At 74.1% G+C, this 19,943-nt stretch carries 23 protein-coding genes and 1 riboswitch; of the genes, 12 read left to right on the top strand and 11 right to left on the bottom strand.

The features are described from left to right. Positions 1-93: 93 nt before the first annotated feature. The gene (locus tag HUN58_RS15365; protein ID WP_180225133.1) at positions 94-984 is read right to left on the bottom strand and encodes an NUDIX domain-containing protein; all 891 of its coding nucleotides are present in this window, start codon (positions 982-984) and stop codon (positions 94-96) included. Between the two features lie 58 nt (positions 985-1,042). Further along, positions 1,043-1,139: riboswitch (TPP riboswitch) on the top strand. Between HUN58_RS15365 and thiM the strand changes: the two genes are divergently transcribed. The 3 genes from thiM (at position 1,128) to thiD (ending at position 4,182) form a co-directional block, all read left to right on the top strand. Beyond that, positions 1,128-1,991 (top strand): hydroxyethylthiazole kinase, encoded by an 864-nt coding sequence (gene thiM / locus HUN58_RS15360; RefSeq protein WP_180225132.1) that lies wholly within the window; start codon positions 1,128-1,130, stop codon positions 1,989-1,991. It overlaps the preceding riboswitch by 12 nt. Beyond that, positions 1,988-2,728 carry a thiamine phosphate synthase gene (gene thiE, locus HUN58_RS15355; protein ID WP_254631514.1) on the top strand — a complete coding sequence of 247 codons (741 nt, stop codon included), beginning with the start codon at positions 1,988-1,990 and terminating at the stop codon, positions 2,726-2,728. Before thiM ends, thiE begins: the two co-directional genes overlap by 4 nt. Next, complete coding sequence (thiD, locus tag HUN58_RS15350; RefSeq protein WP_254631513.1) at positions 2,725-4,182, top strand: bifunctional hydroxymethylpyrimidine kinase/phosphomethylpyrimidine kinase; 1,458 nt, start codon at positions 2,725-2,727, stop codon at positions 4,180-4,182. Before thiE ends, thiD begins: the two co-directional genes overlap by 4 nt. A gap of 80 nt (positions 4,183-4,262) precedes the next feature. Here the strand turns inward: thiD and HUN58_RS15345 are convergent, their stop codons facing one another. The 4 genes from HUN58_RS15345 to HUN58_RS15330 all read right to left on the bottom strand — a co-directional run bounded on the left by HUN58_RS15345 (position 4,263) and on the right by HUN58_RS15330 (position 6,145). Then, positions 4,263-4,766 (bottom strand): metallophosphoesterase, encoded by a 504-nt coding sequence (locus tag HUN58_RS15345; RefSeq protein WP_180225340.1) that lies wholly within the window; start codon positions 4,764-4,766, stop codon positions 4,263-4,265. After that, the gene (locus tag HUN58_RS15340) at positions 4,763-5,278 is read right to left on the bottom strand and encodes a MarR family winged helix-turn-helix transcriptional regulator (protein WP_141861094.1); all 516 of its coding nucleotides are present in this window, start codon (positions 5,276-5,278) and stop codon (positions 4,763-4,765) included. Before HUN58_RS15340 ends, HUN58_RS15345 begins: the two co-directional genes overlap by 4 nt. A gap of 87 nt (positions 5,279-5,365) precedes the next feature. Next, positions 5,366-5,827, bottom strand: coding sequence for a VOC family protein (locus HUN58_RS15335; RefSeq protein ID WP_141861092.1), 462 nt, complete (start codon positions 5,825-5,827; stop codon positions 5,366-5,368). A gap of 21 nt (positions 5,828-5,848) precedes the next feature. Beyond that, positions 5,849-6,145 (bottom strand): GNAT family N-acetyltransferase, encoded by a 297-nt coding sequence (locus HUN58_RS15330; RefSeq protein ID WP_058743238.1) that lies wholly within the window; start codon positions 6,143-6,145, stop codon positions 5,849-5,851. 146 nt (positions 6,146-6,291) lie between these two features. Between HUN58_RS15330 and HUN58_RS15325 the strand changes: the two genes are divergently transcribed. Both HUN58_RS15325 and HUN58_RS15320 read left to right on the top strand, forming a co-directional pair. After that, on the top strand, positions 6,292-6,939 hold the full coding sequence (locus tag HUN58_RS15325) for an NADPH-dependent F420 reductase (protein ID WP_180225130.1): 648 nt from the start codon (positions 6,292-6,294) through the stop codon (positions 6,937-6,939). 102 nt (positions 6,940-7,041) lie between these two features. Then, positions 7,042-8,196, top strand: coding sequence for a hypothetical protein (locus HUN58_RS15320; RefSeq protein ID WP_180225131.1), 1,155 nt, complete (start codon positions 7,042-7,044; stop codon positions 8,194-8,196). Positions 8,197-8,206: 10 nt separating this feature from the next. On the opposite strand, the gene HUN58_RS15315 is transcribed toward HUN58_RS15320, so the two are convergent. Beyond that, the gene (locus tag HUN58_RS15315) at positions 8,207-9,064 is read right to left on the bottom strand and encodes a LysR substrate-binding domain-containing protein (RefSeq protein WP_141861086.1); all 858 of its coding nucleotides are present in this window, start codon (positions 9,062-9,064) and stop codon (positions 8,207-8,209) included. 133 nt (positions 9,065-9,197) lie between these two features. Here HUN58_RS15315 and HUN58_RS15310 point away from each other — a divergent pair, with 133 nt between their 5' ends. Continuing rightward, positions 9,198-10,523, top strand: a complete 1,326-nt coding sequence (locus HUN58_RS15310; protein ID WP_141861084.1) for an MFS transporter — start codon at positions 9,198-9,200, stop codon at positions 10,521-10,523. A 351-nt stretch (positions 10,524-10,874) separates the two neighbouring features. On the opposite strand, the gene HUN58_RS15305 is transcribed toward HUN58_RS15310, so the two are convergent. Continuing rightward, complete coding sequence (locus tag HUN58_RS15305) at positions 10,875-11,522, bottom strand: NAD(P)-dependent oxidoreductase (protein WP_180225129.1); 648 nt, start codon at positions 11,520-11,522, stop codon at positions 10,875-10,877. Positions 11,523-11,621: 99 nt separating this feature from the next. On the opposite strand from HUN58_RS15305, the gene HUN58_RS15300 reads away from it, so the two are divergent. From HUN58_RS15300 to HUN58_RS15285, 4 genes are all read left to right on the top strand, one after another. Then, positions 11,622-11,984 carry a helix-turn-helix domain-containing protein gene (locus HUN58_RS15300; RefSeq protein ID WP_058741795.1) on the top strand — a complete coding sequence of 121 codons (363 nt, stop codon included), beginning with the start codon at positions 11,622-11,624 and terminating at the stop codon, positions 11,982-11,984. Between the two features lie 102 nt (positions 11,985-12,086). Continuing rightward, positions 12,087-13,115 (top strand): NADPH:quinone reductase, encoded by a 1,029-nt coding sequence (locus tag HUN58_RS15295; protein WP_180225128.1) that lies wholly within the window; start codon positions 12,087-12,089, stop codon positions 13,113-13,115. Between the two features lie 81 nt (positions 13,116-13,196). Further along, positions 13,197-14,069 (top strand): patatin-like phospholipase family protein, encoded by an 873-nt coding sequence (locus tag HUN58_RS15290; RefSeq protein WP_180225127.1) that lies wholly within the window; start codon positions 13,197-13,199, stop codon positions 14,067-14,069. Between the two features lie 81 nt (positions 14,070-14,150). Continuing rightward, positions 14,151-16,268 (top strand): alpha/beta fold hydrolase, encoded by a 2,118-nt coding sequence (locus HUN58_RS15285; RefSeq protein ID WP_180225126.1) that lies wholly within the window; start codon positions 14,151-14,153, stop codon positions 16,266-16,268. A 79-nt stretch (positions 16,269-16,347) separates the two neighbouring features. On the opposite strand, the gene HUN58_RS15280 is transcribed toward HUN58_RS15285, so the two are convergent. Then, on the bottom strand, positions 16,348-17,541 hold the full coding sequence (locus tag HUN58_RS15280; RefSeq protein ID WP_180225125.1) for an acyl-CoA dehydrogenase family protein: 1,194 nt from the start codon (positions 17,539-17,541) through the stop codon (positions 16,348-16,350). Positions 17,542-17,586: 45 nt separating this feature from the next. Between HUN58_RS15280 and HUN58_RS15275 the strand changes: the two genes are divergently transcribed. Together HUN58_RS15275 and HUN58_RS15270 are read left to right on the top strand one after the other, a co-directional pair. After that, positions 17,587-18,225 carry a QsdR family transcriptional regulator gene (locus HUN58_RS15275; RefSeq protein ID WP_229666900.1) on the top strand — a complete coding sequence of 213 codons (639 nt, stop codon included), beginning with the start codon at positions 17,587-17,589 and terminating at the stop codon, positions 18,223-18,225. Positions 18,226-18,296: 71 nt separating this feature from the next. Further along, positions 18,297-18,731: a thioesterase family protein gene (locus HUN58_RS15270; protein ID WP_180225124.1), complete on the top strand. Its 435-nt coding sequence runs from the start codon at positions 18,297-18,299 to the stop codon at positions 18,729-18,731. 33 nt (positions 18,732-18,764) lie between these two features. On the opposite strand, the gene HUN58_RS15265 is transcribed toward HUN58_RS15270, so the two are convergent. From HUN58_RS15265 to HUN58_RS15255, 3 genes are all read right to left on the bottom strand, one after another. After that, entirely contained in the window at positions 18,765-19,202 is a 438-nt protein-coding gene (locus HUN58_RS15265) for a VOC family protein (RefSeq protein WP_208745578.1), read from the bottom strand. A 64-nt stretch (positions 19,203-19,266) separates the two neighbouring features. Then, positions 19,267-19,725, bottom strand: coding sequence for a VOC family protein (locus HUN58_RS15260; RefSeq protein WP_254631512.1), 459 nt, complete (start codon positions 19,723-19,725; stop codon positions 19,267-19,269). Continuing rightward, positions 19,722-19,877 carry a hypothetical protein gene (locus HUN58_RS15255; RefSeq protein WP_188868872.1) on the bottom strand — a complete coding sequence of 52 codons (156 nt, stop codon included), beginning with the start codon at positions 19,875-19,877 and terminating at the stop codon, positions 19,722-19,724. Before HUN58_RS15255 ends, HUN58_RS15260 begins: the two co-directional genes overlap by 4 nt. Between the last annotated feature and the right edge of the window lie 66 nt (positions 19,878-19,943).

Here is a 19,943-nt window from a genome sequence, read left to right as displayed (position 1 = left end):
AGCCCCCTCCGTCACGGTTCGGTCACGATGCGCGTCGCAGGGCGACCCCGGAACCGGAGCCCGGCGACACCGGAACCGGAGCCCGGCGGTCGCTCAGCCCTGCTCGCGGAACCAGCCGGGACCGCGGGCCTCGGCCCCGAGCGCCCCGACGCGTTCACGCAGCTCACGGTCCGCCGTGACGACCACGACGGGCGCGTCGCCGGCATCGACCGCGGCCGCCGTCGCCGCGACCACGGCGTCGTCCCCGGACCCCTCCGCGCGCACCACGTTCACGTCCGTACCGACGTCGTCCGCACCGCGCGCGGCACCCTCGAGCACCACGGTCCAGCGCGGCCACCACCGGTCGAAGCCGAGCCCGAGGGCGTCGGCGGGCAGCCCGGCCGCGGCGAGCGCCGACACGGACGCCAGCAGTCGCGACGCGGCACCGGCGCGGTCCTTCCACCAGCCGTCGGGCACGCTGCCGACGACGTTCGCGGCGTCGACGACGACGTGCGGGGTGGTCGTGATGGCGTCGCGGAGCGCCGGCCACGAGGCGCCGAAGCCCGGGTGCAGCGGCAGGTCGAGGACCTGGTCGAGCGGGATCCAGGACAGCGCGAGGCTCTCGCGGTCCGCGATCACCGGGTCGAACGGCCGGGAGGCGCGGCCCACCACGGTCGTGTAGGTCCAGAACCCGAGGTCGAGGACGGCCGTGTGGCGCAGGTCGACACCGTCCTCGGGTACCCCGGCCTCTTCCGCGGACTCGCGGAGCGCGCCGGTGACGGCGTCCTCGCCCTGGTGCCGGGCGCCGCCGGGGATGCCCCAGGTGCCGCCGTGGTGGCTCCACTCGACGCGGTGCTGCAGGAGCACGCGGCCGTGGCCGTCGTCGACGAGCAGACCGGCGGCGCCGAAGCGGCCCCACGCCTGAGTCCCGTCGGGTCCGACCGCCCACGCGTCGCCGGGGTCACGCGGACCGGGCGGGGGTCCGGGAGGCGTCGGATCTGGCACCCGTCAACCCTGGCACACGGGCCCCCTCGATGACTGCGGACGGCTCGTGTACCGTGTGCCCCGAGACACGGGGTGCCGCCACCGGGCGGCTGAGATCACACCCGTCGAACCTGCTCGAGCTCGTACTCGCGAAGGGATCGTCCATGGAGAACGCTGCGCCCTCCCCTGCCTGGGCCCACCGCACCGCCGACCTGCTGGAGGCCGTCCGGGCCCGCTCGCCGCTCGTGCAGTGCATCACGAACACCGTCGTGCAGAACGTCACGGCCAACGTCCTGCTGGCCCTCGGTGCCTCGGCCGCGATGGTCGACGTCACGACCGAGGCCGGTCCGTTCGCCCGGGTCGCCGACGCCCTGCTGGTGAACACCGGCACCCCGCACGCCGAGCCGCGTGCCGCGTCCGTCGAAGCCACGACGGCCGCCGTCGAGGCGGGCACCCCGTGGGTCCTCGACCCGGTCGCCGTCGGCTCGCTCCCGGTGCGCACCGCGCTGGCGCGCGAGCTCCTGGCCATGCGCCCCGCGGTCCTGCGCGGCAACGCCTCCGAGGTCCTCGCCGTGCTCGGCGCGAGCGCCGGTGGGCGCGGGGTGGACAGCACGGTCGGCCCCGACGACGCGCGTGCGGCGGCCGTCGGAGCATCGGACGGGAGGATCGTGGGCGCGCTCGCCGTGTCCGGTGCGGTCGACCTCGTGGTCGCGCCCGGCACCGGCGTGGTGCGGGTGGCGAACGGGACGGAGCTCCTGACGCGGATCACGGGCGGTGGGTGCGCGCTCGGTGCGGTCGTCGCGGCCTTCACGGCGGTGGCCCCGGACGACCCCGGGGCCGCGGCCGTCGCGGCGACGGCGGTGCACACGATCGCCGCCGAACTCGCGGCGGCGGACGCCTGCGGTCCGGGGACGTTCCAGCCGCTGTTCCTGGACCGGCTGGCGTCCCTCACCCCGGAGGACGTCGTCCGCACCGCCCGGATCACCGCCGAACCGAGCACGACCGCCCCGCAGGGGGTCGGCGCGTGACCGCGGACGTGGGTGTCTACCTGGTGACCGACCCTGTGCTGTGCGACCGGCACGGCCTCGGCGTGCTCGCGGTCGTCCGTGCGGCCGTGCAGGGCCGCGTGCGGATCGTGCAGGTCCGCGACAAGACGGCGTCGGCCCGGGACCTGCTCGCCCTGACCGCGGCGGTCGCGGACGCGGTGGGCGACCGTGCGACGGTCGTGGTGGACGACCGGCTCGACGTTGCCCTGGCGGCGCGGAACGCCGGGCACGCCGTCGCCGGGGTGCACCTCGGCCAGTCGGACGTCCCGGTGACCGCGGCGCGTGCCCTGCTCGGCGTGGATGCCCACGTCGGGCTGACCGCGAACACGCCGGAGCACCTGGCGGCCGTCGAGCGGCTCCCCCGCGGGACGGTGGACCTGCTCGGGGTCGGGGTCGTGCACCCGACGACGACGAAGCCGGACCATCCGCCGGCGCTCGGGCACGACGGGTTCGCGCGGATCGCCGCCGCCACGGACCTGCCGTGCGTGGCGATCGGCGGGGTCGGGCTGGACGACGTCGCACCGCTCCGCGCCGCCGGCGCCGCCGGTGTCGCGGTGGTGTCGGGCATCTGCGCCGCGGCCGACCCTGGTGCGTCCGCTGCCGCGCTCGTCGCGACGTGGGACGCCGCCGGACCCGGCCACGGGGCGGACCGGACGGACGACGGCGGGGGTGGGGCGTGCCTCCAGGCCGGCGCACCGGACCACGGGGCGGACGCGTGACCGGGGGTGTGCCCCGCGTGCTGAGCATCGCGGGGACGGACCCGACGGGCGGGGCCGGCGTGCAGGCGGACCTCAAGGCGATCGCGGCGCACGACGGGTACGGCATGGCGGTCGTGACCGCGCTCGTCGCGCAGAACACGCACGGCGTGCGGTCGGTGCACGTGCCGGACCCGGCGTTCCTGCGGGAGCAGCTCGACGCGGTGTCCGACGACGTGACGGTGGACGCGGTGAAGACGGGCATGCTCGGCACCGCCGCGGTCGTCCGCGAGGTCACGGCGTGGCTCCGGGCGCACCGGCCACCGGTCGTCGTGGTCGACCCGGTGATGGTGGCGACGAGCGGCGACCGACTGCTCGACGCGGACGCGGTCGAGGCGGTCCGGGAGCTCCTCGGGCTCGCCGACCTGGTGACGCCGAACCGGGCGGAGCTCGCGGTGCTGGCGGAGCTGGCAGCGGGCGCGTCGGACGGCGGGAGTGCCGTGGGCGGCGACGATCCGGCCCTGCTCGTCGCACGGACCTGGGGCGTGCGGGTCCTGGCGAAGGGCGGCCACGACGACGGGGCCACGGCGGACGACGAGCTCGTGGAGCCCTCGGGCGCGCGGCGGACGTTCTCGGCGCCGCGGGTCGCGACGACGAACACGCACGGCACGGGGTGCTCGCTGTCGAGCGCGATCGCGACGCTCGTGGTGCGGACGGGCGACTGGGAGCTCGCGGTCGGCGAGGCCAAGGCGTGGCTCGGTGCCGCACTGGCCGGCGCGGACGACCTGCACGTGGGGAGCGGGAACGGACCGGTCGACCACGGTGCCGCCGTGCGGGCCCTCCTGCCCCCGGTGCGGTGGACGGACCGGTGGTGGACGGACGTCGCCAGGGTGCTCGAGGAGACCCTCGCGACGCCGTTCCTGGTGGGGCTGCGGGACGGGACGCTGTCGACGGAGGTCTTCGCGGGGTACCTGGCGCAGGACGTGCACTACCTGCGGGCGTACCAGGGGCACCTGTCGGCCCTGGCTTCGGCAGCGACACCGTCGTCGGACGAAGCCGCGCTCTGGGCGGGTGCCGCGCAGGGGTGTGCGGACGAGGCGCGGGACCTGCACCACCGCCGGCTCGCGGGCTCCCGGGCGGACGACCCCGTGCACCCGGTGTGCGCCGGGTACCTCGCGCACCTGCAGCGGGCGGCGGACACCGGCTCGGCGGCGGTCCTGGCGGCGGCGGTGCTGCCGTGCTTCCGGGTCTACGCCTGGGTCGGGACGCGGCTCGGCCGGGCACCAGAGGGACACCCGTTCGGCGATTGGCTCGGAGCCTACGGCGACCCGGGGTTCGCGGCGGCCTCGGCGGCGGCGACGGACTGGGTCGAGCGGCACGCGGCCGCGGCGAGCGCCGAGGAACGCGGGCGGATGACGGCGGCGTTCCGGACGTCGACGGCCTGGGAGCTGGCGTTCTTCCGGATGCCGACGGACTGACGGGGCGGCGCGTGCCCCGGGGCGGGCCCGGGCCCGGGCCCGGGCCCGGGGTCAGCGCGCCCGGGTCCGCATGCCGGGGGTCAGCGCGGGGGCAGACGGACCAGCTCGACGGTCAGGGCGCTCCCCGACACCTCGCCGCGCATCCACGTGTGGTCGGGCTGGCGGCGGCGGTCCGTCGGCGATCCCGGGTTGAGCAGCCGCATGCCCGACGGGGCGACGGTGTCCCACGGGATGTGCGAGTGCCCGAACACGAGCACGTCGGTGTCCGGGTGGTCCCGGTCCGCCCGGCGTTCCCGCCCCGTCGCGGCCCCGGTCTCGTGCACGACCGCCCAGCGCAGGTCCTCGACCAGCAGGTGCGCGACGAGGGGCAGCCGGTCGTCGAACTCGGGACCGTCGTTGTTGCCGCGGACGCCCGCGAAGCGCCGGGAGCGTGCCTGCACGGCGTCGACGGTGGCCAGGTCGACCCAGTCCCCCGCGTGCACCACGAGGTCCGCGGCGTCGATGTCCGCCCAGAGCCCGGCGGGCAGGTCCTTCGCGCGCTTCGGCAGGTGCGTGTCGGACAGCAGGACGAACGACGTCGTCACGAGGCCGTGCGACCGGGCATCGGCAGGCCGGCCTCGTCCGCGGCGCCGAGCCGCTCGAGCAGCCCGGCGAGCAGGGCGACGTCGTCGTCGGACCACTCGGCGAGGCGTTCCTCGAGGGCGCTGCGGTGCATCCGGACCGACCGGTCGAGTGCGGCACGTCCGGCGTCGGTGGCCTCGAGCGGCTTGGCGTTTCCCGAACCACCGTCGGTCGTGCGGACGAGCCCGGCGGCGAGCAGCCCGGACAGCTGCCGCGAGATCGTCGAGCGGTTGAGCCGCAGGTACCGGGCGATGTCGATGGCCATGCAGCCGGGGTGCTGCACGACGAAGTCGACGAGGGACTGGTCGACGACGCTCAGTGCCTCGTCGTCACCGCGGGCGCGGATGCTCGCGCGTCGGGTGATCCGGGAGAGTTCCGTGTAGGCGCGGCCGATGTCGCTGTTCCGGACGTCGCTGTTCCGGACGGCTCCGTCGCGGAGGTCTCCGTCCCGGACGTCGGAGCTCGGGCTGCTCATCTCGGTCTCCAGCCTCTCGCGGGGGTGCGCCGTCCGTCGGCGCCGATCGGTCCCGCCACCATACCGGCGGGTACGTGCGCGGAACCCTCAGTGACCCGCCGCCGCGGCCCGGAGTGCGGGGATGTCGAGCTTGACCATCTGCTGCATGGCCGCGAAGACCCGGGCGTTCGCCTCGGGGTCGCCGCTGCCGGTCATGAGCTCGCCCATCATGGACGGGGTCACCTGCCACGACAGGCCCCAGCGGTCCCGGAGCCAGCCGCACGCGACCGGCTCGCCGCCGTCGGCGAGCAGCGCGTCCCAGACGCGGTCGAGTTCGTCCTGCGTGTCGACGTCGACCTGGAACGACACCGCGTCGGTGTGCGGGTGGCCGGGTCCGCCGTTCATCGCGCGGTACGGCTGTCCGAGGAGCGTGAACTCGACGACCAGTGCGGACCCGTCGGGCATCCGCGCGACGCTGTCGACGCGGCTGTCCCCGAACAGGCTCGTGTAGTGCCGCGCCGCGGGCTCTGCCTGGTCGTCGTACCAGAGGAAGGGGGTGATCGTCGGCATCGTCGCCTCCGCGTGGTGGGGTCAGTCCGCGGCGCCGCGGCTGAGCAGGTCGGCCTTCTCGGGGTGCTCGTCGAACCACTTCGCGACGAACCAGCACATCGGGACGATGCGCTTCGTGGTGGTGGCCTCGACGTCCGCGACGGCGTGCTCGACGAGCTGCGCCGCGTACCCGTGGCCGCGGTGCTTCGGCACCGTGTAGGTGTGCGGGAACGACACGGCGTCGTCGGTCGCGCGGCGGTCGAGCACGCTGACGAGCTCGCCGTCGACGTACATCGCGTAGCGGTCGCGGTCGGCTTCGTCGCGGAACTCGTGGGCCATGCGGCCATCATGCACCCGGCCGAGACTCGCCGTCCCACCCGGCCGGGACTCGGCGTCCCACCCGACCGGGACTCGCCGCCCCACCCGGCCGGGACGGGCCGTGCACCGTGCGGGAATGCGCCGCCGCACGCGGTGTTGCAGGTCGCATGACCACCATCGGCATCATCGGAGCAGGCAACATCGGATCCCAGCTCGCACGTCTCGCGGTGCAGCACGGCCACCAGGTCGTGATCGCGAACTCGCGCGGACCGGAGACGCTGCAGGACCTCGTCGCGGAACTCGGCGACGGCGCCCGTGCGGCGACCCGTGACGAGGCGGCGGCCGCCGGCGACGTCGTCGTCGTGACCACCCCGCTCGCCGCGATCGAGACCATCCCCGTCGAACCCCTCGTCGGCAAGGTCGTCATCGACACGAACAACTACTACCCGCAGCGCGACGGCCACATCGCGGCCCTCGACGACGAGACCACCACGACCGCCGAGCTCCTGCAGGACCACCTGCCCGGCGCCCGCGTCGTGAAGGCCTTCAACCACATCGCCGCGTCGGCCCTCACCGACGAGGCCCAGCCCGCCGGCACGCCGGACCGCCGCGCCCTGGTCGTCGCCGGTGACGACGAGGACGCCAAGGCCGTCGTGTCGGAGCTCATCGACTCGTTCGGCTTCGACGTCGTCGACGCCGGACCGCTCGCCGAGGGCTGGCGCATCCAGCGGGACACCCCCGGGTACGTCACGCGGTACACGGCCGACGAGCTGCACGGCAAGCTCGCCGAGGCGAAGCGCTACCGCGACATGTGACCCCCGCCCGGCGCAGCCCCGCGTCCCCGGAACTGGGGCTGCGCCGAGGTCCATGCGGACGGATAGAACTGACGATGGATCAGTACGGACGAGGGAGCACCAGTGGCGTCGCACCGCATGCCGGACCGGGACCGGCCCCGCCGACCGGTACCCGCCTGGGTCACCGCGCCGCCGCACGCTGCGGTCACGAGCGTGGTCGCGGACCCCGGCCTGGAGGCACACCCCGCCCCCGTCGTCGCGTCGCACCTGTCCGAGCGGGTCGCCAGCACGGCAGCCGCCGCGGAGCTCCCGCCCGCCGCGGTCGCGAGCGCAGAGCCCGACTCCGGCGCGCAGCTCCCGTCACCGGAGGACGTCGTCGTCCCCGACTTCCCGCCGCAGCAGGACCTCCTGCCACCGGCACCGACCTCGCCCGCCGTGCAGGTCCCGACCACCGACGCGGTCCCGGTGTCCCCGACGGCCGTCGCCCCCTCGTCGACCCCGGCGCCGACCGTCGCCGCCGCGCTCCCAGCTCCGCCGGCGCCGGTGCAGCCCGCCGTCCCCGAGGTCGGGCAGCCGCGCTTCTCGGTCCCCGGGCTCGAGCACGTCGTCGTCGAGGGGACGGAGCCGGAGCCCTCCGGGCCGATCGGGTACCGGACCCCCGCGCGCTTCGCCCGACAGCAGGCACCGCTGCCCGCTGCCGCCCCGCCGCAGCCCGACGCGGCGACCCGGGCGTTCGACGCGATCATCACGCCCGCCGCACCGGCATCGACGCCGGCCGACGCTGCCGCGCCCGCCGCCTCCGCCCCGGCCCCGTCGAACGTGTCCACCACCGACGCGGGCCACCGGACCCAGGAACTGCCGCGACCCGACCAGGCGACGACCGCGAGGGGACGTGGCGGACGGGCACCGCGCCTCCAGGCCGGAGCGGCGACCACACGGACCGACCGCCGGCCCGCCGTCGGCGCAACCCCGGGAGCGGCGCTCGGTGCCCTGACCGGAATCGCGACGCTCGCGTTGGCGGCCTGGTGGTTCACCGCACCGACGACCGTGCACGCGACCGGACTCGCGCTCGGGGTCGTGGCGCTGCTGCTCTCGGCGACCGTCCTGCGGGACCGGACGGCGACGTGGCAGCGGCCGCTCGCACTCCTCGGAGCCGTGCTCGGCGGCGTCGGGACCCTCGTGCTCCTGTGGTCGGTCGCGACCGCACTCCTGCCGCTCGCCGGCGTGACGCTGCCGGACCTGACCGGCACGGGCGCGACGACGACGCTCGCCCCGTAGGGGCGCCGGGTCAGACCGCCCGGACGACCCCACGCGAGGTGATCGCGTTCGTCAGGGCGTCGATCGGCTCGCGCTGCACCGTCGGGTTGGCGATCAGGACGTAGTCGACGGCCGGCAGGTCCGGCAGCGACAGGCGCTGCGACACCTTCACGAGGTCCGCGGGGATGAGCGAGTGCGGGAAGACCGCGACGCCGATCCCGGCCCGCACCGCCGCGAGGACCCCGTTGACGTCCCGCGTGTTGCAGGTGATCCGCCAGGTGCGGCCAGCGGCCTCGAGCGCGTCGATCGCCATCTGCCGGCTGATGCTCGGCGCCTGGTACGCGATGAGCGGCACCGGCTCGCCGGGTTCGAGGGCGATGCCGTCCTGCGCCATCCACACCATCTGGTCCGTCGCGACGCGGGTGCCCTCGGCGGACTCCCCCGCGGTCTGCTTGATGAAGACCAGGTCGAGCTGTCCGGCGTGCACGCGGCGCAGGAGCGGTGCGGACTGGTTCACCGTGAGCTCGAGGTTCACCTGAGGGTGCAGGCGTCGGAAGTCCCGCAGGATCCTCGGCAGCTGCGTGATCGCGAGGTCGTCCGCTGCGCCGAAGCGGAGCCGTCCGCGGGTGGCGGCGCCGGAGAAGTACGCGTCGGCGGTGGCGTGCGCGGCGAGGATCGTCCGCGCGAACCCCGCCATCGCGTCCCCGTTGTCGGTGAGCGCGACGCCGCGGGTGTCCCGGGCGACGAGGGTGCGGGCGACCGCGGTCTCGAGGCGGCGGACGTGCTGGGAGACCGTCGGCTGGCTGATCCCGAGACGCTGCCCGGCGAGCGTGAAGCTGCCGGACTCGGCGACGGCCAGGAAGGTGCGCAGCAGGACGGGGTCGAGCATCGGCGCTCCCTCCTTCATTCGACATCGCAATGGAGTGATAGCCACCATACGGGAGCCGAATGGCTCTCGTGGAACTAGTTTCGAGTGGGTACTGACCACCCGTCCGCCCGCGACGATCCGGAGCCCCACCACCGTGAGTGCGTCATCGACGACCCTCCCCCCACCCACCGAACCCCTCCCGATCCAGGCCGAACGCCCGCCGTGGCGCCACACCCTCATCGCGCTCTCCGTCCCGAACTTCCGCCTGTTCACGGCGACGAACCTCGTGGCGATGACCGCGGGGTGGATGCAGCGCATCGCGCAGGACTGGCTCGTCCTGCAGCTGACCGGGTCCGTGGCGCAGGTCGGCATCACGGTGGCGTGCCAGTTCGCCCCGATGCTGCTGTTCGGGCTCTGGGGCGGGGTGCTCGTCGACCGGTTCTCGAAGCGGGCCCTGATGATGCTGACGCAGGGCGCGTTCGCGGTGCTCTCCACCCTGCTCGCCGTGCTCACCCTGACCGGCGTCGTGCAGGCGTGGCACATCTGGGTGATCGCGTTCCTGGTCGGCATGGTGACCGTGATCGACAACCCGGCGCGCCAGGTGTTCGTCACCGAGATCGTCGGCCACCAGCACCTGCGGAACGCGATCAGCGTGAACTCGAGTGTGTTCCAGCTCGGCGGGATGATCGGGCCGGCGCTCTCCGGCGCCCTGCTCGTCGCGGTCGGTGCCGGGTGGTCCTTCGGCGTCAACGCGGTCGCGTGCGTGGCCGTCGTCGTGACCCTCGGGTTCCTGCGGGTGTCCGAGCTGCACCGCACCCCACCGGCACCGCGGACGAAGGGGCAGCTCGTCGAGGGCCTGCGCTACGCCGTCCGGAAGCCCACGATCCTGGTGCCGGTCGTCCTGATGGTCTTCTTCTCGGTCTTCGCGCTGACCATGCCCGTGCTGCTGTCGGCCTTCGCGTCGCAGGTGTACGGCGTCGGCGCGGGCGGCTACGGCCTGTTCAACTCCGCGGTCGCCGTCGGTGCCCTCGCCGGGGCGCTGCTGTCCACGCGTCGGGCGACCGTCCGGCTCCGCACGATCGTCGGCGGGGTGTTCTGGACCGGGGTGCTGCTCGTGGTGTCCGGCTCGATCCCGGTCATCGCGCCGTTCACCGTCGCCCTGGTCGCGGTCGGGATGTCGCAGCTGCTGTTCATGACGGCGTCGAACTCGCTCGTGCAGCTGTCGTCGAACGTGGCGATCCGCGGCCGGGTGATGTCCCTCTACGTCCTGGTGCTGCTGGGCGGCCAGGCGATCGGCGGTCCGCTCATGGGCCAGGTCGTCGACCACTTCGGGGCCCACGTCGGCATGGTCGTCGCCGGGGGCGTCCCGGCGGTGGCCGCCGCGGTGGTCGGGCTCGTGCTCGCCCGGCGGGGCGGGCTGCACCTGGCGGTGCGCATGCGCCACCACCTACCGCTGCCGGCGATCGTCGGGCAGCGGTAGGGCGCGGCGCGCGCGCCGGGTGTTCCGCACAACGGGAAGCACGCCGCGCCACGCGATCACGTGGCACGGTGTGCTTCCGGTTGTGCGCGAGCAGGACGCACCACCCGCCGGACGGGAGGCACGGAGCACGGCCGCCACGCGCCTCCAGGCCCGTGGGCGGTCGCGCACGCGCGCCGCGGGGTGCTCCCGCGGATCGCACCCCGCTCCGGACACTGCACCCCGCCACAGCGGGGTGCAGTGTCCACTGCCGGGTGCGACACCGACGCGGTCGCCTTGCACAACGGAAGGCACGCCGCGCCACGGAAGTCCGTGGCGCGGCGTGCCGTCGGTTCGCGCGCGGGGCGCCGCGCGTCAGTACGCGACGCCGAAGCGGGCGCGGTGGTGCGCGGGGTGCTCGACCTCGTCGACGAAGGCGATCGCGAAGTCCTCGCCGGAGATGTCCGAGTTGCCCTCGGCGTCGGTGAGCAGCAGGTCGTCCGTGGTGCGGTAGGTGCCCTTCCGCTCGCCGGGGTTGTAGCCCCCGAAGGCCGCCGCCGGGCTCACGTAGAACCAGTCGACCTCGGTGCCGGAGGCCTTGAGCGCCTCGAGGACCTCGGCGTGGCTCTTCGCCTCGCCCTTGAACGCGTCGGGGAAGTCCGGGGTGTCGAACAGGGCGGGGCCGCCCTCGGCGACGAGCAGCGAGCCCGCGCCGCCGACGATGCCCAGGCGCGCACCGGCTGCGGCTGCGGCGTCGACGAAGTGCTGGAACTCGTCCTTGAGCTCGCCGCCGTCCGCCTGGACCGCGTGCAGGGCGACCACGACGACGTCGGCGCCCTTCGTGACGTCCGCGACGAAGTCGGCGTCGAAGGCGTCGCCCTGCGCGAGCGTCAGCCCCTCGGCGGCGTCGAGCTTCGAGGTGTCGCGCGCGACGGCGGTGACGGCGATGCCGCGGGACAGTGCCTCGCGGGTGATGGCGGAGCCGGCGTACCCGGTGCCGCCGAAGACGACGATGCTCGTCATGGTGGTCCTTTCCTCGGACGTGGATCTGGTGCGACCGACCGTACTCGCGTTACTCTCTTTCAGGAAGTAGGCACCTGTCAGTGCGTAACGGAGGTCGTGATGTCAGCACTCGAGTACAGCCCCTACGCGGCGGACTGCCCCTCGCGGCAGCTGCTCGACCGGATCGGGGACCGGTGGAGCGTCCTGACGATCGGGTCGCTCGCGGGTGGTCCGCTCCGGTACTCGGCGCTCGCGTCCCGAGTGCAGGGCGTGTCGCAGAAGATGCTGACGCAGACCCTGCGCGCCCTCGAGCGTGACGGCCTGGTCACGCGCACGGTGTACCCGGAGATCCCGCCGCACGTCGAGTACGAGCTGACCGAGCGCGGCCGGTCGCTCCGGGCCGTGCTCGAACCGCTCGAGGACTGGGCGACGACGCACATGGCCGAGGTGCAGGACTCCCGCGACGCCTACGACGCCCGCTGAGCGGACGCGCACCGGAGCCGACCGGAGCGCACGCCCGGCGGCGCGCACGCCCGCTGAACGTCGCCGGGAAGCCCCCGGCCCCCGCGGTGGTTGCCTGGTCCCATGCGATCGATCGTCTACACGAAGCCCGGAGCCAGCAGCGTCCTCGACCTGGTCGACCGGGAGGTCCCGCAGCCCGGCCCCGGCGAGGTCCGCGTCCGCGTCGTCGTCTCCGGCGTGAACCCCACCGACTGGAAGGCCCGCGCCGGCGGCACCTACGGTGACGCCCTGCCCTTCCCGGAGATCACCCCGAACCAGGACGGAGCCGGGGTCGTCGACGCCGTCGGCGAGGGCGTCACCGACCTGGCCGAGGGCGACCGCGTCTGGCTCTACATGGCCGCTGCGAGCCGCCCGACCGGCACCGCGCAGGAGTACACCGTCGTCCCCGCCGCGCGTGCCGTCCGGCTCCCCGAGGGCACGAGCTTCGACGTGGGTGCCTCGCTCGGCGTCCCCGCGATGACCGCCCACCGCGCCCTGACCACGCACGAGCACGGCCCGGCGCGCCTGTCCCCCGGTGCGCTCGAGGGCCGCACCGTCCTGGTCGCCGGTGGCGCCGGAGCCGTCGGGCACGCGGCGATCCAGCTCGCCCGCTGGGCCGGCGCCACCGTCGTCACGACCATCAGTTCGGACGCCAAGGCGGCCCTCGCGACCGCCGCCGGCGCGCACCACACCGCGAACTACCGCGACGAGGACGCCGCTGCCCGCATCCGCGAGATCGCCCCGGACGGCGTGGACATCGTCGTCGAGGTCTCGATCCCGCAGAACGCCGGGCTCGTCGCGGACGTCCTCGCGAACCACGGGGTCGTCTCGATCTACGCGAACAACGGCGGGGACGACGCGACCCTGCCGATCCGCCCGAACATGAGCGTGAACGCCCGCTACCAGTTCCTGCTGCTCTACACGATCGGCGACGACGCGCTGGCGGCCGCCGCCGAGGACGTCACCGCCGCGCTCCGGGACGGCGTCCTGCCCGTCGGCGAGGACGCCGGCCTGCCGCTCGTGCGTTTCGGGCTCGAGGACACCGCCGCGGCCCACGACGCCGTCGAGGGCGACGCGGTCGGCAAGGTGCTCATCGACGTCGCGTCGGTCTGACGCGGTGACGGACGGGAGGATCGTGGCGGGGCCCGCCACGATCCTCCCGTCCGCTGTTCCCGGACCTGGTAAGCAGGTCGCATGAGCGAACTCGCCACCCCGGCCCCCGGTACCCGAGCCCTCGTCCTGGGCGGTGGCGGCGTCGCCGGCATCGCGTGGGAGGTCGGCGTGCTCTCCGCCCTGCAGGACGCCGGGGTCGACCTCGACGCGGCCGACCTGGTGGTGGGCTCGAGCGCCGGCAGCGTCGTCGGGGCGTTCGTCCGCGCCGGGCAGGTGCAGGCCGCGTACGACCAGCAGCACGCGCCGCTGCCGACGAGCTACGAGGAGCCCGCCCGGATCGCGTCCGAGGACTACCAGGAGCGGCTCGTGCAGATCCTGACCGGTGCCGCCTCGGAGCAGGAGGCCCGCGCACGACTCGGGGCCGTGGCGCAGCAGGTCGTCACCGGGCAGACCGACGAGGAGCGCATCGCGACGTTCTCGCACACGCTGCCGACGACCGAGTGGCCGACGAAGCCGTTCGGCGTCACTGCGATCGACGCCGTCGACGGGACCTTCCGGGTGCTCACGGCCGGGTCCGGCGTCCCGCTCTCCCGCGCGGTCGCCGCGAGCTGCTCGGTGCCGTTCGTCTGGTCGCCCGTCCGTGTCGACGGGGTGCCGCACATCGACGGCGGGATGCGTTCCGCGACGAACGCCGACGTCGCTGCCGGATACGAGCGGGTGCTCGTGATCGCCTGCGGTCCCGAGGGGCCGTCGCCGCTCGGGCCGTGGCTCGACGTCGCGGTCGAGGGCCTGCGCGCCGGCGGGAGCTCGGTCGAGGTCGTCGTCGCGGACAGTGCCTCGCAGCACGCGTTCGGGGACAACTCGCTGTCGCTGTCGACCCAGGCGCCCGCGTCCACCGAGGGGCGGCGACAGGGGCAGACGGTCGCCGAGGCGATCGCGGCGTTCTGGGCCTGAGCGGCTCCGCCTGGCGGGCCTGAGCGGCTTCGTCGCCGGTGCCCCCTGTTGCACGGTGCACGACAGCCGTAGCGTGAGGGCATGACGACGCCGTTCTCCGACCTGGACCAGTACACCGCCCTGCCCCGCGTGGACGGGATCGCCCTGAGTCCGGACGGCACGCGCGTCGCCCTGACCGTGAGCGCCCTGGACGAGCGCGGCACCGGGTACCGACGGTCGGTGTGGCAGGTGCCGGCAGCCCCGTCCGACACCGACGGCTCCGCCACCCCGGTGCGGCTGACGCGCTCGGCGAAGGGCGAGGGCGGGGTCGCCTTCACGCGCTCCGGCGACCTGCTGTTCGTCTCGGCACGACCCGACGAGTCCGGGGACGACCCCGAGGGCGCCCAGCTCTGGCTCCTGCCCGCGGCCGGGGGCGAGGCACGACCCGTGACGGCCCTGGCAGGCGGCGTCGGCGGGGTGTTCGGCGTCGCGAGCGCGGCCGATACCGTCGTCCTGACGGCCGACCTGCTGCCCGGTGCCGGGACCGACCGCGACACCGTGATCGCCGAGGACGCCCGACTGCGGGACCGACGGAAGGACCGTCGGGTCGGGGCCGTCCTGCACGAGACCTACCCGGTCCGGTTCTGGGACCACGACCTGGGTCCGGCGCAGCCGCACCTGCTCGCGCTGGAGGCCGGCGAGCTGCGGGAGCCCGAGGCCCGGGTCCCGTCGACGGCGGCCACCGACGCCGCGCCCGAGCCGGGCGCGGACGAGGACCGCGCCGCGGGGTACCCGGCGCACCTTCCGGCCCCCCGCGACCTCACGCCGGCACCCGGTCGCACGCTCGACCACGTGGGCGGCACGGTGTCGCCCGACGGGTCGACCGTGCTCGCCGCGGTCGGCGTGCAGGAGGCCCGCGGCACCCGGTCGGCCGTCGTCACGATCGACGTCGCGACCGGCACCCGGACGGTGCTGTTCGACGAGGAGGGCGTCGACCACGAGTTGCCGACCCTGAGCCACGACGGCACCACGATCGCCTGGGTGCGCACGGTCCGCTCCACCCCGGCCGGCGCGAACGAGCAGGAGGTGTGGGTCGCCGCGCTCGACGGCTCGGGGGCTCGTCGCGTCGCCGCGGACTGGGACCGGTGGCCGTCCGAGCTCGTGTTCACGCCGGACGACGGCGCGCTCCTGGCGGTGGCGGACCAGGACGGACGTGCGCCGCTCTTCCGGATCCCGCTCGACGGCGGGGCCGTCGAGCAGGTGACCCACGACGACTGGGCGTACTCCAGCCTGCGCGTGGCGGCCGGGACGGACGTCGTGGTGGCGCTCCGTGCCTCCTGGGCGGCGCCGCTGCACCCCGTCCGGATCGCGACCGACGAGACGGTGACCCCGCTCGCGACCCCCGCGCCCCTGCCGGAGGTGCCCGCGCGGACCGAGGAGGTCGCGGTGACCGCGGCCGACGGTGCCCGCGTGCGCGGCTGGCTGCTGCTGCCGGAGGGCGACGGACCGCACCCGCTGCTGCTCTGGATCCACGGCGGACCGCTGAACTCGTGGAACCAGTGGTCCTGGCGGTGGAACCCGCAGCTCATGGTCGCGCGGGGGTACGCCGTGCTGCTGCCGGACCCGGCGCTGTCGACCGGCTACGGGCTCGACTTCGTGAACCGCGGGTGGAACGCGTGGGGGCAGGCGCCGTACACCGACCTGATGGCGATCACGGACGCCGTGGTCGCGCGGGACGACATCGACGAGACCCGGACCGCGGCGATGGGCGGGTCCTTCGGCGGGTACATGGCGAACTGGGTCGCCGGGCACACCGACCGGTTCCGGGCGATCGTCACGCACGCGAGCCTGTGGGCGCTCGACCAGTTCGCCGGGACGACCGACTCGGCGCGGTACTGGCAGTCGATCTTCGACGAGCGGGGGCTGCACGAGAACGACCCGCACCGCTTCGTGGCGGACATCACGACGCCGCTCCTGGTCGTGCACGGGGACCGCGACTACCGGGTGCCGATCGGCGAGGGGCTGCGCCTGTGGGCGGAGCTCGCCGAGCACCACGCGGGGCCGGACGGGTCGATGCCGCACCGGTTCCTGTACTTCCCGGACGAGAACCACTGGGTGCTCGCGCCGCAGCACGCGGTGGTCTGGTACCAGACGGTGTTCGCGTTCCTGGCGGAGCACGTGCTGGGCGAGGCGTGGGAGCGGCCGGAGTTGCTGGGGTAGGCGGGCGCGGGCACGGGCGCGGGCCGGGCGCGGCGCGGGGCGCGGCGCGGGCGCGGCTGCCCCGCCGCGGCGGCCCTGACTACACGAACGCGGCCTGGCCCGTGATCGCCCGCCCCACGATGAGCGTGTTCACCTCGCGCGTGCCCTCGTACGAGTAGATCGCCTCGGCGTCGGCGAAGAACCGCGCCACACCCTTGTCGAGCACGATGCCGTTGCCGCCCTGCACCTCGCGGCACCACCCGACGGTCTCCCGCATCCGGGCGGTCGCGAACGCCTTCGCCATCGCCGAGTGCTCGTCCGCGCCGATGCCCTCGTCCTGCATCTGGGACGCCCGGGTGCACAGCGCGATCGACGCCGTGATGTTCGCGAGCGACTTCACGAGCAGGTCCTGCACCATCTGGTGCGATGCGATCGGCTTGCCGAACTGCACGCGCTCCCGCGCGTAGGCGAGCGCTGCGTCGTACGCACCGACCGCGATGCCGATCGCCTGCCAGGCGACCTCGGTCCGGGTCAGGCGCAGCACCTCGGCGGTCGCGCGGAAGGAGTTCGCACGCTGCAGCCGGCGCGACTCGGGCACCCGCACGCCCTGCATGACGATGTCGGCGTTCTGCACGCCACGGAGCGCGATCTTGTCCTCGATCTTCGTCGCGGTGAACCCGGGGGTGTCCGTCGTGACGAGGAAGCCCTTCACCTGCTCGTCGGCGACGTCCTTCGCCCAGATGACGACCACGTCCGCGAAGGTCGCGTTGCCGATCCAGCGCTTCTCACCGTCGAGCACCCAGGTGTCGCCCTCGCGTCGGGCCGTCGTCCGGAGGCCCCGGGCGGAGTCGCTGCCGGACAGCGGCTCGGTCAGCCCGAACGCCCCGATGACTTCACCGGTCGCCATCCGCGGCAGCCACTCCCGCTGCTGTTCGTCGCTGCCGCCCACTGCGATCGAGTTCATCGCAAGTCCGGACTGCACGCCGATGAACGTCGCGACGCTCGCGTCCACCCGACCGAGCTCCAGGGCCGCCCACCCGCGGTACACGGCCGAGTTCTCGAACTGCCGCACGAGCGGGATGCTCGGCCCGTACATGCCGAGCTCCGCGAGCGGCGCGATGATCTGGCGCGGGAACTCCGCCCGGGCCCAGTGGTCGTCGACGATCGGGCGGACCTCGGACTCGAGGTACGCGCGCAACTGCCCGAGCGACTCCCGCTCCCGATCCGTCAGTCCCTCCTGGAACCGGTAGAAGTCGGACTCGAGCAGGGTGGTGGGCACGGACGTCGTTGACATACCCCCGAGCGTGCATCATTCTCGAAAACGTTGCAAGGGAGGACCGTGCCTTCACAGGAACGCACAGCACACGACATGGGGACGCTCGGCGCGGCCCTCGTCCCGTCTGCGCTCACCGCCAGACTGGAGGCACATCCCGAGTCCCGACGCGCGTTCCGTTCCGCGCGGCACAGCTTCATCGCCGGCTCCCGGATCGACATGGGATCCCTGGCGACGTCGCTGGGGGTCGACCGCACCTCCCTGTTCCGCTGGGTCGGGAACCGCGACCAGCTGCTGTCCGAGATCCTCTGGTCGCTGGCCGTCCCGACGCTCGACGCCGCGTCCCGCGCCGCGGCGGACCTGGTCGGCGCCGCACGGATCGTGGCGGTGCTCGACCACTTCACGGCGGACCTCATCGAGGCGCCGTACTTCCGGACCTTCCTGACCCGCGAGCCGGCTCGGGCCCTGCGACTCCTCACGACCACGGACAGTGACGTCCAGCGCCGGTTCGTCGCCGTCGTGACCGCCCTCGTGCAGGAGGAGCACGACCACGGCGCGTTCGACCCCGCGCCGCTCGCCGCCGAGGAACTCGCACGACTGCTCGTCCGCATCTCGGAGTCGTTCACCTACGCCGACCTGATCAGCGGCGACCGCCCGGACCCGGCCCGGGCGCGGACGACGTTCGAGTACGTCCTGCGCCCCTGATCACCCCCCTGTCCGACCGCTCTGTCCGACCACCCGCTGTCGGACTTCCCCGCCCCACCGAACGGAGACCGATGCCCCTCGACGAGTACCCGTACCGCCGCGCCTACCCCACGCGGTGGAACGACAACGACATGTTCGGCCACGTGAACAACACGCTCTACTACAGCGCGATGGACAACGCGGCGACGTACTGGTTCCGCACGGAGGCCGGGCTCGACCCCTTCGCCTCGCCGTGGATCGCGGTGCTCGTGTCGTCGAGCTGCCACTTCATCGAGTCCGCGGTGTGGCCCGACGTGATCGAGGTCGGGATGCGGTCGAAGCGAATCGGAACCACGAGCCTGGCCTGGGACTTCGGCCTGTTCCGCCAGTCGGACGGCGCCCTGCTCGCGACCGGCGAGTTCGTGCACGTCGTCATCGACCGCGAGGGTGCCCGTCGGCCGACACCCGTGCCGGAGACCCTCCGCGCGCTCGTCACGGAGCGGATGACGGTCCCGGTCGACGCCTGACGGCCGACGGGCCCCGCGTCGGTCTCGGGCCGCTCACTCCTGGGCGGCCAGCTCCAGGTTGATGTCGTCGGGGTCCTGCACCGACAGGATCACCATGCCCGCGTCGCCGAGGTCGGTCACCTCGCCGTGCTCGATGCCCGCGTCGTCGAGGCGCGACGCGGCGGCGCGGAGCTCGTCGACGGAGCCGACCGTGAAGCTGACGTGGTCGAGCCCGACGGTGTCGGGGTCGAACCGCTGGCCGCTCGGCGCCACCGGGCGCAGGCCGAAGAGCTGCTCCCCCACGGGGAAGATGCAGCCGCCGTACAGCCGCTCGCGGTCCTCGGCGATGCCGGGCTCGTCGATGTGCTCGCTGAAGTCCATCGCGGGCGCGACGCCGAGCAGCTGCTCGTAGAAGGCCTTGCTGCGGTGGATGTCGGTGACGGTGACCCGCACGTGTGCGAGGCCGAGGGGACGGACGATCTGTTCGCTCATGTCCCCGAGCCAACGCCGGACTCCTGCGCACGACCGTGGCGAGCGCGGCTACCGGCCAGCGAGCTCAGGCGCCGACGGGCCGAGGGGCGGCGAGTTCGAGGTTGATGTCGTCCGGGTCCTGCACCGACAGGATCACGAGTCCGAACGGCTCGAGGTCCGTGACCTCCCCGTGCTCGATGCCCGCGGCGTCGAGCCGCTCCGCGGCGCGGTGGAGGTCCTCGACGCTCCGGACGCGCAGGCTCAGGTGGTCCAGACCGACCCGGTCCGGATCGAAGCGGTCACCCGGATCGGCCACGGGTCGGAGACCGAGCGTCTGCCCGTGGAAGGTGAACGAGCACCCGCCGTACGTTCGCCACGGGTCGTCGCGGACGGTCGGGTCGTCGACCTGGTCGCTGAAGTCGCTGCCGGGTGGCATGCCGAACAGCTGCTCGTAGAAGGCCTTGCTCCGGTGGATGTCCGTCACCGTGAGCCGGACGTGCGCGAAGCCCTGCGCATCGACGATGCCGGTCCGGGCGTCGTTCACCGGAAACCCATACCGTCGAGCATGTGGTTGGGGAAGCCGTGTCCCGTGCACCGGTCACGGCGGCGGGTCCCGCGCAGCACGTCGCGGACGTGGTCGCCGCAGCCGGTCCACGTGGTCTTGCCGCACACCGGGCACTGGACGGACTCGCACATGGCCCCGACGGTACGCACGGGGCCGGTGGACGGTGTCGCGACACCAGTCCACCGTCCGCCATGCGC

This window comes from Curtobacterium sp. Csp1, assembly GCF_013347185.1.
The sequence above is the reverse complement of the archived record's forward strand: the minus strand, read 5'-3'. Positions and strand labels throughout refer to the sequence as shown.

What these genes read in the sequence shown, in the direction of transcription:
- HUN58_RS15315 (WP_141861086.1), bottom strand. Translation starts at nt 9,064, where the DNA reads ATGCTCGACCCCGTCCTGCTGCGCACCTTCCTGGCCGTCGCCGAGTCC.
- HUN58_RS15255 (WP_188868872.1), bottom strand. Translation starts at nt 19,877, where the DNA reads ATGTGCGAGTCCGTCCAGTGCCCGGTGTGCGGCAAGACCACGTGGACC.
- HUN58_RS15300 (WP_058741795.1), top strand. Translation starts at nt 11,622, where the DNA reads ATGTCAGCACTCGAGTACAGCCCCTACGCGGCGGACTGCCCCTCGCGG.
- HUN58_RS15280 (WP_180225125.1), bottom strand. Translation starts at nt 17,541, where the DNA reads ATGTCAACGACGTCCGTGCCCACCACCCTGCTCGAGTCCGACTTCTAC.
- HUN58_RS15340 (WP_141861094.1), bottom strand. Translation starts at nt 5,278, where the DNA reads ATGAGCAGCCCGAGCTCCGACGTCCGGGACGGAGACCTCCGCGACGGA.
- HUN58_RS15305 (WP_180225129.1), bottom strand. Translation starts at nt 11,522, where the DNA reads ATGACGAGCATCGTCGTCTTCGGCGGCACCGGGTACGCCGGCTCCGCC.
- HUN58_RS15290 (WP_180225127.1), top strand. Translation starts at nt 13,197, where the DNA reads ATGAGCGAACTCGCCACCCCGGCCCCCGGTACCCGAGCCCTCGTCCTG.
- HUN58_RS15330 (WP_058743238.1), bottom strand. Translation starts at nt 6,145, where the DNA reads ATGGCCCACGAGTTCCGCGACGAAGCCGACCGCGACCGCTACGCGATG.
- HUN58_RS15270 (WP_180225124.1), top strand. Translation starts at nt 18,297, where the DNA reads ATGCCCCTCGACGAGTACCCGTACCGCCGCGCCTACCCCACGCGGTGG.
- HUN58_RS15285 (WP_180225126.1), top strand. Translation starts at nt 14,151, where the DNA reads ATGACGACGCCGTTCTCCGACCTGGACCAGTACACCGCCCTGCCCCGC.
- HUN58_RS15295 (WP_180225128.1), top strand. Translation starts at nt 12,087, where the DNA reads ATGCGATCGATCGTCTACACGAAGCCCGGAGCCAGCAGCGTCCTCGAC.
- HUN58_RS15335 (WP_141861092.1), bottom strand. Translation starts at nt 5,827, where the DNA reads ATGCCGACGATCACCCCCTTCCTCTGGTACGACGACCAGGCAGAGCCC.
- thiM (WP_180225132.1), top strand. Translation starts at nt 1,128, where the DNA reads ATGGAGAACGCTGCGCCCTCCCCTGCCTGGGCCCACCGCACCGCCGAC.
- HUN58_RS15265 (WP_208745578.1), bottom strand. Translation starts at nt 19,202, where the DNA reads ATGAGCGAACAGATCGTCCGTCCCCTCGGCCTCGCACACGTGCGGGTC.
- HUN58_RS15325 (WP_180225130.1), top strand. Translation starts at nt 6,292, where the DNA reads ATGACCACCATCGGCATCATCGGAGCAGGCAACATCGGATCCCAGCTC.